The following is a 14,187-nucleotide window of genomic DNA, read 5'->3' as shown; positions in this document are numbered from 1 at the left end:
GCAGGTGGTGGTGGGATGGGCGATCAGGCCCGCAGGCCCAGCGCCTGCAGCATGGGACGCATCTTCGCGTGGGTCTCGGCCAGCTCGGAATCCGGATCCGAGGCCGCCACGATCCCGCAGCCCGCGTACAGCCGCACCGTGTGATCGTCCTCCACGACGGCCCCACGCAGGGCGATCCCGAACTCGCCGTTCCCATTGCCGTCCAGCCATCCCACCGGCCCGGCGAAGAGCCCGCGGTCCAGGCCGTGGTCGGCGGTCTCCAGCTGGGAGATGAGCGCGGCGGCCGCCTCGCGTGGGGTGCCGCACACGGCCGCCGTTGGATGCAGCACCTCGGTGAGGGCCAGTGCGCCGGGACCCGTGCGCCGCGTCCCCTCCGCCCCGACGAGCCGCGCGGTGACGTCCGTGGCCAGGTGCCACACGTTGGGCAGCTCCAGGACGAACGGCTCGTCCGCGGCCTCGAGACTGGTGGTGAACGGCTCCAGGCGCTCGGTCAGCGAGTCCACGGCCAGCCGGTGCTCGTGGCGCTGCTTGGGATCGTCCGTGAGCAGCCGCCGCGCATAGTCGGTTCCGGCGGTGCCCCCCGGCGCCCCGTCCCGGTCCAGGGTCCCCGCCAGCACCCGGGCCTGGGCGGTGTCCCCGTCCACCTTGACCAGCATCTCCGGGGTGGAGCCGATGAGCCCGTCCACGGCGTAGGTCCAGCAGTCCCGGTACCGCTCCGTCAGGGTACGCAGCACGTGCGGCACGTCCACCGGGCCGTCGGAGCGGACCACGGCGTCTCGGGCCAGCACGAGCTTCGTCAGGTCCCCGGCTTCAATCAGCCGGACCCCACGGGCGACGGCGGCCCGGTAGCCCTCCTGGGACAGCGCACCATCGCTGAGCTCAAGACCTGCGGCCGGCCCAGCGTTGGCCCACCCGCCGCGCGACCCGCGCCCAGCCTCCGCGAGCAGCTCCTCCAGCCGCTGCTCGGCCTCGGCCTGACCGGGACGCCAACCGGCAGCGGCCCGCTGCGCGTTGGCCGGACTGTCCAGGTCCACCTGCCAGGTCAGCCAGGACCGGCCGTGGGCGGAGCCGACCACGAATTCGGGGACCAACAGGACCGACTCCACGGGGCTGTCGTCGGCGAAGGCGAATGCGGCGAAGGCGAGCGGGGAGCGCCGGGGCAGGCCGTCGTCGGGCACGGTGCTCCGGTCCGCACCCCCTGATTCAGCCGCCTCGGCCTCCGTGGCGGCGATCCACCAGCGGCGGGCCGCTTCGAAGCGGCCAGACCCGGTGGTGGTGAAGCGGGCGGCGGTCCCCAGGCCGACCATGCCCTCGCCGTAGCGGATCCACGCGCACTCGGTGCCGGTGGCCACGACCTCCGCGAGACCGGCACCGCCGGGAAGGGCGCGGGCATAGGTGACGGACGCCAGCCGGGGTGCGGGCGTCGCGGATCCAGGGTTGTTCATGACCTGTCAAGCCTACCGTCAGCGCCCTGGGCGGGTGCGCGCCGGTGCTCTGGGAGAATGGCAGGGTGGAACGCGCAACGACATCCGTCCAGACCCAAGTCCTCATCGCCGGCGGCGGCCCGGCTGGGGCCACGGCGGCCTGGCACCTGGCGAACGCCGGCGTCGAGGTCACGGTGCTCGAGAAGACGGCCTACCCGCGCGAGAAGGTGTGCGGGGACGGGCTCACCCCGCAGGCGGTGCGGGAGATGGACCTCATGGGGATCCCGCACGCCGCCGAGGACGGGTGGCAGCACATCAAGGGGCTGCGGCTGGTGGCCGAGGGCCGCGCGGTGGAGGTCCCCTGGCCGGTGACGCAGACGTGGCCGGACTACGCCCTGGTGCGCACCCGCCACGACTTCGACGAGGTCCTGGCCCAGCACGCCCGGACGGCCGGGGCCACCATCCTCGAACGGCACTCCGTCACCACCGTGCTGCGCGCCGAGGACGGAACCGTCAACGGCCTACGCGCCGAGCTGCTGGACGGCCGCGGCCGCAAGACCGGTGAGTTCAAGGACTTCCACGCCCCGATCGTCATCGCGGCGGACGGCAACTCCACGCGCACCGCCGTCTCCGCGGGCCTGGCCAAGCGGGACGACCGTCCGATGGGCGTGGCCGTCCGCGCCTACTACTCGATCCCCGAGGGTGCCCCGCGCCACGGCGACGACTGGATGGAGTCCTGGCTGCAGCTGCCGGACGCCGCGGGCAACCTGCTGCCCGGCTACGGCTGGCTGTTCCCGCTGGGGGACGGCACGGTGAACGTGGGCCTCGGCATCCTGGACACGTCCCCGCAGTTCGGCAAGCTCGACTACCGCTCCATCCTCAAGGACTGGTCCGGTGCGCTGACCGCCACCTGGGGACTGTCCGAGGACACCCGCACCTCGAGGATCCTCGGAGCCGCCCTGCCCATGGGCTTCAACCGCACCCCGCAGCATGTGCCCGGCATGCTGCTCGTCGGGGACTCGGCCGGCATGGTCTCCCCGTTCAACGGCGAGGGGATCTCGTTCGCCATGGAGGCGGCCCGCATCGCAGCGGACTTGGCCGTCACGGCCCTGAAGCGCCCGACGGCGGCCGGCCGGGAGGCCGAGTTGGCCCGCTACCCGGTGCTCACGCAGGAGACCTGGGGCGGGCACTTCGCGATCGGCAGCCGATTCGCCGAGCTCATCGGTCACCCCGCCGTACTGAAGGCAGCCCTGGCCACGGGAATGCGGGTCAGGCCGCTGCTGCGCTCCGTGGTGCAGGTGATGGCCAACCTCGTGGACGAGCGCGGCACCGCACCGGTGGACCGGGTGGTGCGGCTGCTGGAGTCCGTGGTCCCCACCGCCACGACGATGGGGGCGGCACCGGGGGCGGCACCGGGGTCAGGGCCGGTGACAGCGTCCGCCACCGGCATGCGGTCCGATCCGGATGCGCCGACCCCGGCCAACGTTGGTTAGGCTGGCCCGGTGACTTCACCCGAGCCCGTATCCCGCGCTGACGTCTCCACCGGCGTCTCCTCCGGCATCCCCGGTGACCCCGTCGGCGGCCTGGCCCTGCCCGCCGGTTTCGAGAACCTCGCGGAGCACGGCGACCTGCTCGACGTGGTCACCACCGCCCTTGAGCGCGTTGAACTCGAGCTGTCCGAGGCCGTCACCAACGCGGACCAGCTGGCGGATCACACCTCTCGGCACCTGCTGGAGGCCGGTGGCAAGCGGATCCGCCCCCTGCTGACCATCCTGTCCTCGCTGCTGGGTGAGCCCGGGGTCGGCACGGGGCAGGTCGGCGAGGTGGCCGCGGAGGTCCGCTCGGCCGCCGTCGTGATGGAGCTGACGCACCTGGCGACCCTGTACCACGACGATGTCATGGACGAGGCCCCCGTGCGCCGTGGCGCCCCCGCCGCCCACCAGGTGTGGGGCAACTCGGTGGCCATCCTGGCCGGCGACCTGATCTTCGCGCGGGCCTCACTGCTGATGGCCTCGCTCGGCCCCGAAGCCGTGGCCATCCAGGCGCGCACCTTCGAGCGGCTGGTCATGGGCCAGCTCTGGGAGACCGTGGGCCCGGAGGAACAGGACGACCACCTGGAGCACTACCTGCGCGTGATCGGCGGCAAGACCGGTTCGCTGATCGCCTCCGCCGGGCGCCTGGGCGCCCACTTCGGCGGCTGCGACGAGACCACCGTGCGGATCCTCGAGGACTACGGCGAGAAGGTCGGCATGGCCTTCCAGCTGGCGGACGACGTCATCGACCTCACCAGCAGCTCCCACGCCTCCGGCAAGACCCCGGGCACCGACCTCAAGGAACGGGTGCCCACGCTGCCGGTGCTGCTGCTGCGCCAGGCAGCCCCGGCCGATGCGACGGCGGCCGCCGTCCTCGAACTGGTGGACGGCCCCCTGGACACCGAGGAGCAGCTGGCCGCAGCGGTGGCCGCCGTCTCCGCGCACCCGGTGATCGCGCAGGCCTGGGACATCACCCGTGGCTGGTCCGCGGACGCCGTGGAGGCCCTGGCGCCGCTGCCGGCCTCACCGGTCAAGAGCGCCCTCGTGGCCTTCGCCGACTACGTGGTCGACCGCGACAACTGACCGAACGAGCGACCGACCGGACGACCGACCAGACGCCCCGCTCGTGGTCTAGGGCAGGCGGGTGGGGCCGGCGTCGAGCACGGCCGCCAGTTCTCGGGCCTTGGCCGCCCGCACCTCCGGGGCCACCGGGTGGCGCAGGTGCCGGTAGAGCTGGTCCTCGTGCCAGCGCGGGAACACGTGCAGGTGGTAGTGCCACACGTGCTGGTTCCCGGCGGGCTCGTTGTGCTGGCGGGTGGAGACGCCATCCGGGGACCACGCCTGCTTCATGGCCAGCGCCACCTGGCGGGCCATCAGCCCGATCCGCTGCAGCACCCGGTCGGGGAGGTCGTACAACGTCTCGTAGTGCCCGCTGGGGGAGATCATGGCGTGGCCCTCGTGGTCGCCGAAGCCGTCCACCGCGATGAAGACGATGACGTCCTCGTCCTGGTAGACGAGGTCGGCGAGCTCGCAGCGGTTCTCCGGATCGGAGACGTCACCGGCCACCAGGCCGCAGAAGGGGCACACATAGCCCTCGGGGGCGTGGGAGGCGATCATTCGTTCCCGGGGTTCTCGGGATCCTCGGGGTCTTCGAAGGTCCAGGCGAGCAGGTCCACCGCGAACTCGCTGAAGGTCCCGCCCTCACACGTCCACACGCCGTGTTCGGCGTCCGCCCCGGTGGAGCGGCGCCAGACCAGCGGGTCCGGCAGCTCGGCATCCGCCACGGGCAGGCCCCAGACGGTGCTCTCCCCGGCGTCCTCGAGGAACATCAGGAAGCCGTCCCGGATCTCCAGCTCATCGGCGTCGAAGAAGAAGTGGTCGGTCTCCAGCAGGTCCGGGCAGTTGCCCAGGGCACGGTGGAACTCGTAGAGGGAGAGTGGGATCGGCACGCCGTCGGATTCACCGTTGGCCTCCCGTGCGGCCTCGGCAGCGGGCGAGGCCTCCAGCAGGGCCTCCAGTTCCCCGGCGCCGAGTCCGTCCTCGGCAGTCCACGGCGTTTCCAGGTGGGTGGGGACGAGCTTCTGAAAGGTCGGGAGGAAGACGGCGGGAGCGGAGGAGTCTGCGGGCATGCCTCCAGTCTAGGGTCCCCTCCTACGGGCCGTGGCGCGGCCGGGGATTCCGCCGGGCCGCCCGCAATGAGTCCACCATGAGCACCACCAGGGCACACCAGATGAGGATGAAGCCGATCCACCGGCCGGTGCTCATGGCCTCCTGGAACAGCAGCAGGCCGATGAGGAACTGGATCAGCGGGTTGATGTACTGCAGCAGCCCCAGCAGGGTCAGGGGCAACCGGCTGGCGCCCGCCCCGAAAAGGATCAGCGGAATGGCCGTCACCACCCCGGACAGGGCCAGGATCCAGAAGTGCCCGGCCCCGTGGGAGAGCAGCGTCATCTGGTCCGAGGTCGCCAGCCACCACATCCCGGCCAGGCTCACCGGCATCAGCAGGATCGTCTCGGCCCCCAGGGAGGCAACCGGGCTGACCGCGGTGGACAGCCGGCTCTTGACCACGCCGTAGCCGCCGAAGGTGAGGGCGAGCAGGATCGCGAGCCACGGGAACGCCCCGTGCCCGACCACCATGACCACCACGGCCGTGACGGACAGGGCGACGGCCGCCCATTGGGCCCGCCGGAGCCGCTCCCCGAACAGGACGACGCCGGCCAGCACGGAGACCAGCGGGTTGATGAAGTACCCCAGGGCCGCCTCAAGGGTCTGGCCGGAGATCACGGCGTAGGTGTAGATCGCCCAGTTGCCGGTGATGAGCACGGAGGCCAGGGCGGTGGCGCCCAGGCGCCGCCCGCTGCCCAACTGCCGGCCGACGTCGCGCCAGCGCCGCAGGGCGAAGAGCAGCACGGCGCAGGTGACGAGCGTGAAGGCGATCCGGGCGAAGACCACCTCGAGGGCGGAGGCAGGGGCCGTGGCCGCCATGTACAGCGGCAGCCCGCCCCAGAACGTGTACGCCCCGGCACCGTAGGCGAGCCCGGCCGGGGTGACGGGGCGTGGGGTGCGACCGGCGGCGGGAGCGGAGGCGGTCACGCCGGCAGGTCGCCGAGCTCGCCGAAGAACGTCTGCACCGTCATCACCGGCTTGCCCGTCATCATCAGCTGCCCGCGGCCGGGGGGCATCTTGCGGGCCTTGAGGCCGTTGATGAGGTTGCCCTCGCGCTTGTCACCGGACATGATCAGCGCCGAGGTCCCGTTGTCCCGCAGGGTGGAGAAGAACGTCTCATACATGCCGCGGGAGGCGCCCCGCACGCGGCGGGTCAGGACGAAGTTCAGCCGCAGCTCGGCGGCCATGGGGATGAACGGGACGAATCCGCCGAGGGGAGACTGGCCGCCGCCGACCGTCAGGACGTCGTAGTCGTCGATCAGAGCCACGATGCGCGTCTGGCGCTGCACCGTCTTCTGGTCCTCTTTGGGGTCCTGCCGCTTGCGGAGTTCGTTGACCACGGCTCCCACCAGGTTCTTCGCCACCTCGGCATTGGTGGCGTAGCCGCCCAGGTAGTCGTCCGGGACGACGTCCCCCAGCCCGCGGCGCGGATCGAACACCACGAACATCAGCTCGTCGTCCCGGTGGTTCGCGGTGAAGCTCTGGACCACCTGGCGCAGGAGGTTGGTCTTGCCGGCCTCCTCGTCTCCCATGACGATCAGGTTCCGGTCCGCTCGCTCCAGGTCCAGCTGCTGGACGCCCAGGTCCAGCTCACGCAACCCCAGCGGGAACAGGCCCTTCTGCTCCGAGGTGGGGACCGAGGAGGCCTCCACCACGGGCGGCAGGACGCGGACCTTCATGGCGGCACCGGTGGAGAACCGGCCCACCTGCTCCACGAGGTCCTTCAAGCCGTCCGTGGCCGACTCCCTCTCGGCCTGGCCGTCGATCCGCGGCAGGGCCAGGTGGCCCTGGAGCTTCAGGGGAGTCAGGCCGCGGCCGGGGGCCTCCGGGTGGACGTTGGCAGCCAGCTTGCGGTCGACCTGTGAGTCGCCCGGCTCCGCGAGGGCCAACTCGATCCGGTGTGTGAAGTAGGTCTGATGGGTGGCCCGGATCTCGTTGTTCCGGTTCACGGAGGAGATGATGTGGATGCCGTAGCCGGCGCCACGGGTCATGATCGAGACGATCTTGGGCAGCAGGTCGTCGAACTCCTCCTGGAACTGACCGTGGCCGTCCACCACCAGGAAGATGTCCGCGCTGGGCAGCTCGGGCAGCCGTCCCTCGGCGTGCATCCGGCGCATGGTCTGCAGTGAGTCGATGGCGTGCTTCTCGAAGACGCGTTCGCGGTGGGAGAGCATCCCCAGGATCTCGTCCACGGTCCGGGAGATGACCTCGGTGTTGGTCCGGATGGCCACCCCGCCCACGTGGGGCAGACCCTGCAGCGGCAGCAGGCCGGAACCGAGCAGGTCGATGCAGTAGATGCCGACCTGCTGGGGCGAGTGGGTCAGCGCCAAGGAGGCCACGATGGTCCGCAGGGCCGTCGACTTGCCGGACTGGGGGCCGCCGTGGACGATCATGTTCCCCGAACCAGACGTGAAGTCGATCTCCCACAGGCCCTGCCACTGCCGCGCCGGGTCATCCAGCAGTCCGACCGGCACGGTGAGGTTCCCGCCGGCGGGCAGCCGCAGGCCGCCCTCGGTGTTCTTCGGCTCGCCGACGACCCGGTCCAGGGTGGTCTCCATCGGCAGCGGCGGCAGCCAGATCGGCTTCACGGACGGCGGGTAGGTCCGCAGGGTGTCCATCATCGTGGACATCACGGTCGGTCCCGTGGTGCGCCGGGCCGGGCCGTCCTTCTTCGGGGCCGGAGCCTGATCCTGGCCGGGGGCCGTCGAGCGCTCCTCCAGGAGGAGGGAGTACTCGGGCGCGGAGAGCACCTCGGGGATCTCGTCCTGCGGCGTCACCTCGTGCTCCTCGATGACCTCGTCCTCCAGCGGGCCGGAGACGTAGCCGGACTTGAAGCGGGAGTAGACGGTGGTGTCCACCTTGAGATAGCCGTAGCCGGGCAGCGGCGGCAGGTGGAAGGCGTCCGGGGTGTCCAGCACGGTGCGGGACTCGGACTCGGAGAGGGTGCGCAGGCCGATCCGGTAGGACAGGTATGTCTCCAGGCCGCGGAGCTTGCCGGACTCCACGCGTTGCGAGCTCAGCAGCAGGTGCACGCCGATGGAGCGGCCGATGCGACCGATCGAGAGGAACAGGTCGATGAAGTCCGGACGGGCGGTGAGCAACTCGCCGAACTCGTCGATGATGACGACCAGATGCGGCAGGGGCTCGATGTCCCTGCCCTTGGACCGCTCCTCGTCACGGTGGATCTGGTAATCGGTGATGTTGGCGATGTTGCCGGCGGCCTTGAGGACCTCCTGCCGGCGCAGGATCTCGCCGTTCAGCGACGCGTAGACGCGTTCGATCAGGGTCAGGTCGTCGGAGAGGTTCGTGATGATGCCGGTGACATGAGGAGCGCCCTCGAACGGGGCGAAGGTGGCGCCGCCCTTGAAGTCCACCAGCACCATGGCCAGGCTGTCCGGGGAGTGGGTGGTCAACAGGCCGAACACCAGCGAGCGCAGCATCTCGGACTTGCCGGAGCCGGTGGCGCCGACGCAGAGCCCGTGCGGACCCATCCCGAGCTGGGCGGCCTCCTTGAGGTCCAGCAGCACCGGCTTGCCCTTGTCGTCCGGCCCCAGCGGGACCCGGAGGAAGTCGGCCTGGGAGCGCGGCCGCCAATTGCGCTCGACGTCGGCCCGGTCCAGTGCCGGGGAGAGGTGCAGCATCTGCAGGAACGAGGAGGAGGACGCCGCCTCGGCGCCGGTGTGCTCCAGGGAGTCCAGGGCCAGGCGCAGCGGTGCCAGCTCGCGGACCAGCCCCGAGGCGGTGCTGGTGTCCAGCGGGTCCAGGACACCCTCGGTGCGCACCGGGTTGCCCTGGTCCCGGGTGCGGTCCTCCAGCAGGAATCTGGGTCGTCCGTCGTCCTGCCGGCCTTCCAAGCCGTCGTGCACGGTGATCCGGTAGGAGACCTCGGAGGGCTCGTGGAGACGGTTCTCGCACAGGTGGACGGCGGTGATCCCGCGGGACTGCAGGCTGAAGTGCGAGTCGCCGAAGGTCAGGTCCGCGGAGGTGTGGCCGTAGCGGTCCACGATCACGATGAGCCGTGAGAGCAGGGCCGGGCCCTTGAGCGTCTCCTCGCCGAACTTGGTGTGCTCACCGGCCACCTTGGAGCGGTACTGCAGGTCCTCGTTCAGCAGGTCCACCAGGGCCTCGGGGTCCGGGGCGATCAGCTTGACCGGACCGGTGAAGTGCTTGGCCGCGTTGTCATCCAAGTGGGGGAGCAGCTCGAGCCAGTCCCAGTCCGCGCGGGTGGCCCGTGGCGTGATGAGGGCGATCCGCACGTCCTCCGGGGACTGCAGGGCGGCCGCACCGGCCACCAGCGAGCGGACCACCTGGACGGTCAGGTCCCGGGGGCCCACCAGGGAGATGTTGCCCGCCGAGTCGAGGGGAACGGTCACCGGCATGTCCGGGGCCACCTCGAACCTGCTCTTGAGGGCCTCGGCCTCACGCAGCATGAACTCGTCCTGCAGCGCGGTGGAGGTCTCGGTCAGGGAGATGTCGATCTCCCGGGTGGGGCGGCGTCCCGAGCCGAGGCGCATCCGCAGGAAATCCTCGTGGTAGCGCCGCCGCTCCCACACCCGGGCGGGGTCACGGACGATGTCGAACAGGGCGGCCGGGGGCGGGGAGGAGGCCCGGGCCGCCAGCTGGGCCCGCTGCTCGTCATCCCGCAGCCTGACCCGCGTCCGCTCCAGGTACCGGGCATAGGTGTCCCGCACCGTCTTCCGCAGCCGGCCGGCCTTACCCCGCTGCGAGAACATCATCACCACGGCCACGATGAGGGAGAGCATCATGGCGATGGCCCCGACGGCCGCGAACGGGCTCTGGCGGAAGGTCATCATGACCATCATGGACGCGCCCGCAGCGAACATCGGCATGATGCGCAGGAAGCCCGCGTTGCTCTCGCCCTCAGCTGCCGCCGGGTCCAGTGGCTGGGGGCCCTCGATCCGGAAGGGCCGGTACAGGCGGGCCGGTGCCGAGGTGCGGGCCGGGCGGTGGATGATCCTCTGCGTCACCAGACCAGTCCCCTCGCCGCCGGTGCCGGGGCACCGGAGGAGTTCGCCGCTGCGAGCGCCTGTGCCGTCAGTTCGGCGGCGGCCAGCCGGTTCTCCGGCCGGATCAGCGGCAGGGAGATCCCCACCCCGCCGGCGATGTGGCGGTCGTGACGGAGGGCCACGGCACCCACACCGGTGCGGGTCAGGGCCGCGGCCTGGGCCAGCGGGTCCAGCACCGCGTCACGGTCGGTACCGACGACGGCGGCGACCACCGGGATGGCGGAGAGGAACGGATCGGCCTGCCAGTGGCGCAGGTAGCCGGCGGCCTCGTCGACGGCCGCGGCCGTGGCCGGCACCACGAAGACGGCGGCGTGCGCCCGGGTGAGGGTAGCCGCCGTGTCCGGGTGCTCCGGTCCGGTGGGGCAGTCGATCACGGTGACCGGGAAGTACCGGGACAACCCGGACAGCAGCGTGGTGGCGGCCGCCTCGCCCAGGGGTCCGCCGGCGACCCGGGGCCCGGTGTAGTACAGGTCGTTCCGGCCCAGGGCCATCCGGGAGGCCACGGCGTCGAAGGTGGTGGAGTCCAAGGCCGTCAGGTCGGCGGCGAGTTGGTCCGCTCCTCGGGCGGGAGCGTTGCCGAGGCGCAACGCCAGGGATCCACAGGCCGGGTCCAGGTCGAGGGCGGCCACGGGCTCGGGGCGCAGGGCGGCGAAGGTCGAAGCGGCCAGGGCCGCCACCGTGGTCTTGCCCGCACCGCCACGCAGGGAGACCACGGCCAGGCGGCGCCCCGTGGTGACGGGGGACTGGACGATCTTCCCCGAGGCCGCCAGCCGCTCACCGCTGCGGTCGTGGCCCCACAGGCCGCCGAGGGCCCGCCAGCCGCGGGTCCATAGGGACAGGGCCGGCCGGCGCGAGTAGTCACGCTGCACCCGGGAGGCCACGGACTCGAACCCGGTGTCGGGATCGTCCTGGGCGCGGTGGACGTCCCGCCGCAGATCGGACCGGCTGGACCACTGCACCTCGCCGCCGTCCGTTCGGCCGGAGCCGGAACCGGGACGGGGCCGGGAGGGGGCGGGGCCGGCGTCGTTCCAGGGGTCCAGGGGTGCAGAGGACATCAGAAGGTCTCCAACAGGGTGGCGTAGATCCCGTAGTAGCCGATGAGCAGCGGGATGGGGGCGAGCAGGGCGATGGCCTCGATGGTGTCCCCGGTCTTGCGCATCCGGGCCTGCGAGTGTTCGGGCAGGTCGACGGACAGGCCGGCCCCGATCACGAGGGCCAGCACGAGGAGCGCGGCCAGGAAGGCGCTCTCGTAGTCCGGGAGGAAGCCCGTGGCCACCCGGATCAGGGCGAGGACGCCGAGCCCGGTGGCCAGGTACAGCGGGATGCGCTCGGCGGCCAGGGGGAAGGAGCGGGCACGCAGGCCCAGCGCGAGGACGAGGCAGGCGAGCAGCGGCAGGGAGAAGGGGTAGGCCAGGGTGTCCCCGCCCACCAGCCACACGGACAGGGCGGCCGAGCCGGCACAGACGATGGCGCTGGAGACGAGGCCCCCGTGCGCGGAGTCGATGGCGGTCGCCACGTCGCGGCGCAGTACGGCGGCCCCGTTGGCATGCCGGTCGTCCATCCCGGCCAGGCCGGAGACGCCGAGGGCGATCTGGGGGAGCATTCCCAGCACCAGCAGGGTGACGATGCCGGCGATGGCTGCCGCGCCGACCAACGGATCGGCGCTCCGATCTCCGATCGCCCACACGGAGATCGCCGGGGCCACGGCCCAGACGGCCACCAGCACGCCGGTCACCGCGGCGGAGATGAACATGGACAGGGGCCGGTTGACGATGAAGCCCAGGACCCCCTGCACGACGGCGGCCAGTCCGGCGAGCGCGATGAAGGACCACGGCTCCGGCAGCTCCAGTCCCACCAGACCGGTGATGGCGAAGAGGGTCCCGGCTCCAGCGAGGGTGGCCGCTACCGCCTGCTGGCGCCCCGGGGCGGAGACCGTGGTTGCCACCACGAAGGCCACAGCGGCCAGTCCGAGTGCGATCCAGTGCTGCTGCTCCGGCGCAAACGCCTCCAGCAGCCCGGTGATGGCGAGCCAGGATCCCACGGCGGCCAGGAAGCCGCAGATGATGAAGCGGTACACCGGGGACCACCGGCCCGGAACGGCCTCCGTGTGGTCTGACACGGTGTCATTGAGGTCGTAGACGATCGGGGAGGGCGGGGCCTCGGTGCGGGAGACCAGACGCAGCCGCTCGCCGTCGAGCACGCCGGTCTCGCCCAGGGTCTGCCCCGCGGGCAGCTCCCCGCCATCGGGCCGGACCAGCAGCTTGGCCCCGAGGGAGTCGTCCGGACGGTCGTCCAGCACGTCCAGGATCTGGGGCATCAGGGCTCCGAGCGGAGTGTCCGAGGGCAGCAGGAGGTCCGCGTTGCGCCGCTGACCGACCAGGGAGACTCGCGTGTAGGGGCTGGGCACGTCAGGACCTCCAGGGGGTCGGCGGAAGGGTGTCAGCCTGCGGAGCGGAAGATTGTGAGACGGGCAGGGACATGAGCATCGCCGTGGCAGCGGGGGAGACCGGGGCACCCGAGAACTCGGGGTGCCGGCTGGTGCCCTGGGGCTGTCCGTCCTGCTCCATCTGCTGACGCTCCAGCTCCTGTTGCTCGCGTTGCTGGTCGCGTTCGTTGCGATCGTTGATGTAGTTCGTGAGGATGTTGATGACGAAGGAGAGTGCCACGCAGAAGGCGCAGATCAGGGCCGCGATGATCAGTCCGTAGACGAAGGAGTTGGTGCGGTCCTTCCACCGGCGCTCGGTGGGGTTCAGCCCGAACAGGAAGGACGCGTTGAGCCGATTGCGCCGAACCTCGACCGACTCGATGAGCTGCGAGTCGAAATCCATGGCCATGGGCGGTCCCCCTTTCCCCGGTACGCGCCGGGCTCGTCCTGGTGCGGCGCATCCCGGCGCCGTGACCTCCCACATCATTCCAGTGTTTGGACGGCGGCGGAAACAACGGCACCGGATGTGCATGGGGAGTTCTACCCATCTGATCCGGTTGACCGGAGTCCGTCCCAGGCAGAACTATGGAGTCATCGGGCCGGCGGGTTGCCGAACAGGGCACACGTCAGGCACACCAACCGCGGACCACCGGTCCGAGACTGATCACCACAAGGGGATGAACATGAATGACAAGCTAGAGCTCACAGAGGGCCTGGAGACGTTCGAGAAGGCCGCCCGTGACTCCGGTGACTCCGGAGAGCTGCTGGTCATCGAGGTGCAGAACCTCGAGAAGGCGGTCGTCTCGCTGAAGGAGACCTTCAAGGGCTCCGGCGCTACCGCCTACAACAACTTCATGGTCAAGGTCAACGAGTGCCAGGGCACCCTGGTCGAGGCCCTGTCCCTGATCAACGCCGGCCAGGGCGAACTCTACAAGGCGTACAACATCTCCGAGGAGACCACGGTGGACGACGCCAACGCCGCCGGCGGCGACAACCTCGAGCTCTCCTGGGGCGGCACCGGTGGCGGTGGCGGCGGCTCCATGGCCTGATCTTCCCTGCCACACCCATTTCAGATTTCGCCCTTCAGATTTGCCGGGACACCCGGACCCCGAAAGGACTAGACCATGGTTATCAAGTATGACGCCGGAGCATCAGCCGCCTACGAGTGGGAGGTCGGCCAGATCGCCGACCGCATCGAGGGCATCCTGGGCGACCGCGAGCAGCAGAAGGCCTACGTGGAGGAGAACTACGAGGCCACCAACACCTCGGAGGAACTCTCCGGCGTGGAGGCCAAGTGGCTCAACGCCTGCGAGCAGGTTCGCGACCTCGTCCGCGAGGCCAAGGACCTCATGGAGAAGAACGACGTCACCGCTTCGGAAGCCGCTCGAGCGGCCGGTGTCGCCGTCGGCGGCATGGGCGGCTGACCACAGCTGACGCGCCCCTCGCGGCGTACCATCAGGGGGCCGGCCCGCGTGGGGCCGGTCCTCTGGACTTTAACGAGTCGGCGACGAGTCGGCAACGAGTCGACATGACGTCCAGGGCAGGTCACGCGTTCACCGGAGAACGTGCATTCCATCACGCCCCTCATGCGTATTCCGAAGGCATCGGTAGAA

The 14,187-nt window shown here is 70.9% G+C and carries 12 protein-coding genes; 4 read left to right on the top strand and 8 right to left on the bottom strand.

The features are described from left to right. Positions 1-23: 23 nt before the first annotated feature. Positions 24-1,445 carry an isochorismate synthase MenF gene (locus BOSE125_RS10970; protein WP_159552502.1) on the bottom strand — a complete coding sequence of 474 codons (1,422 nt, stop codon included), beginning with the start codon at positions 1,443-1,445 and terminating at the stop codon, positions 24-26. A gap of 65 nt (positions 1,446-1,510) precedes the next feature. On the opposite strand from BOSE125_RS10970, the gene BOSE125_RS10965 reads away from it, so the two are divergent. Then, positions 1,511-2,917, top strand: coding sequence for a geranylgeranyl reductase family protein (locus tag BOSE125_RS10965; RefSeq protein WP_159552501.1), 1,407 nt, complete (start codon positions 1,511-1,513; stop codon positions 2,915-2,917). Positions 2,918-2,983: 66 nt separating this feature from the next. Then, positions 2,984-4,039, top strand: a complete 1,056-nt coding sequence (locus BOSE125_RS10960; protein WP_236558175.1) for a polyprenyl synthetase family protein — start codon at positions 2,984-2,986, stop codon at positions 4,037-4,039. A 48-nt stretch (positions 4,040-4,087) separates the two neighbouring features. Here BOSE125_RS10960 and BOSE125_RS10955 read toward each other — a convergent pair whose 3' ends face one another. The 7 genes from BOSE125_RS10955 to BOSE125_RS10925 are packed head-to-tail and all read right to left on the bottom strand — an operon-like array spanning position 4,088 to position 12,983. Then, positions 4,088-4,573, bottom strand: coding sequence for an HIT family protein (locus BOSE125_RS10955; RefSeq protein WP_159552498.1), 486 nt, complete (start codon positions 4,571-4,573; stop codon positions 4,088-4,090). Continuing rightward, positions 4,570-5,085: a hypothetical protein gene (locus BOSE125_RS10950; protein WP_159552497.1), complete on the bottom strand. Its 516-nt coding sequence runs from the start codon at positions 5,083-5,085 to the stop codon at positions 4,570-4,572. Before BOSE125_RS10950 ends, BOSE125_RS10955 begins: the two co-directional genes overlap by 4 nt. A gap of 22 nt (positions 5,086-5,107) precedes the next feature. After that, the gene (rarD, locus tag BOSE125_RS10945; protein WP_159552495.1) at positions 5,108-6,049 is read right to left on the bottom strand and encodes an EamA family transporter RarD; all 942 of its coding nucleotides are present in this window, start codon (positions 6,047-6,049) and stop codon (positions 5,108-5,110) included. Then, positions 6,046-10,110: a type VII secretion protein EccCa gene (gene eccCa, locus BOSE125_RS10940; RefSeq protein WP_159552494.1), complete on the bottom strand. Its 4,065-nt coding sequence runs from the start codon at positions 10,108-10,110 to the stop codon at positions 6,046-6,048. The genes rarD and eccCa overlap by 4 nt, the downstream gene beginning before the upstream one ends. After that, the gene (locus tag BOSE125_RS10935) at positions 10,107-11,204 is read right to left on the bottom strand and encodes a hypothetical protein (RefSeq protein WP_159552490.1); all 1,098 of its coding nucleotides are present in this window, start codon (positions 11,202-11,204) and stop codon (positions 10,107-10,109) included. The genes eccCa and BOSE125_RS10935 overlap by 4 nt, the downstream gene beginning before the upstream one ends. Then, positions 11,204-12,556 (bottom strand): type VII secretion integral membrane protein EccD, encoded by a 1,353-nt coding sequence (gene eccD, locus BOSE125_RS10930; protein WP_159552488.1) that lies wholly within the window; start codon positions 12,554-12,556, stop codon positions 11,204-11,206. Before eccD ends, BOSE125_RS10935 begins: the two co-directional genes overlap by 1 nt. Before the next feature lies 1 nt (position 12,557). Further along, positions 12,558-12,983 (bottom strand): hypothetical protein, encoded by a 426-nt coding sequence (locus BOSE125_RS10925; RefSeq protein WP_159552486.1) that lies wholly within the window; start codon positions 12,981-12,983, stop codon positions 12,558-12,560. 274 nt (positions 12,984-13,257) lie between these two features. Between BOSE125_RS10925 and BOSE125_RS10920 the strand changes: the two genes are divergently transcribed. Next, a complete protein-coding gene (locus BOSE125_RS10920) occupies positions 13,258-13,623 on the top strand; it encodes a hypothetical protein (protein WP_159552484.1) in 366 nt (121 codons plus the stop codon). 75 nt (positions 13,624-13,698) lie between these two features. Next, the gene (locus tag BOSE125_RS10915) at positions 13,699-13,998 is read left to right on the top strand and encodes a hypothetical protein (RefSeq protein ID WP_159552482.1); all 300 of its coding nucleotides are present in this window, start codon (positions 13,699-13,701) and stop codon (positions 13,996-13,998) included. Positions 13,999-14,187 lie beyond the last annotated feature (189 nt).

The sequence above is a fragment of the Citricoccus sp. K5 genome, from assembly GCF_902506195.1.
Lineage (GTDB): Bacteria > Actinomycetota > Actinomycetes > Actinomycetales > Micrococcaceae > Citricoccus.
This window is presented reverse-complemented; position numbering and strand designations above follow the sequence as displayed.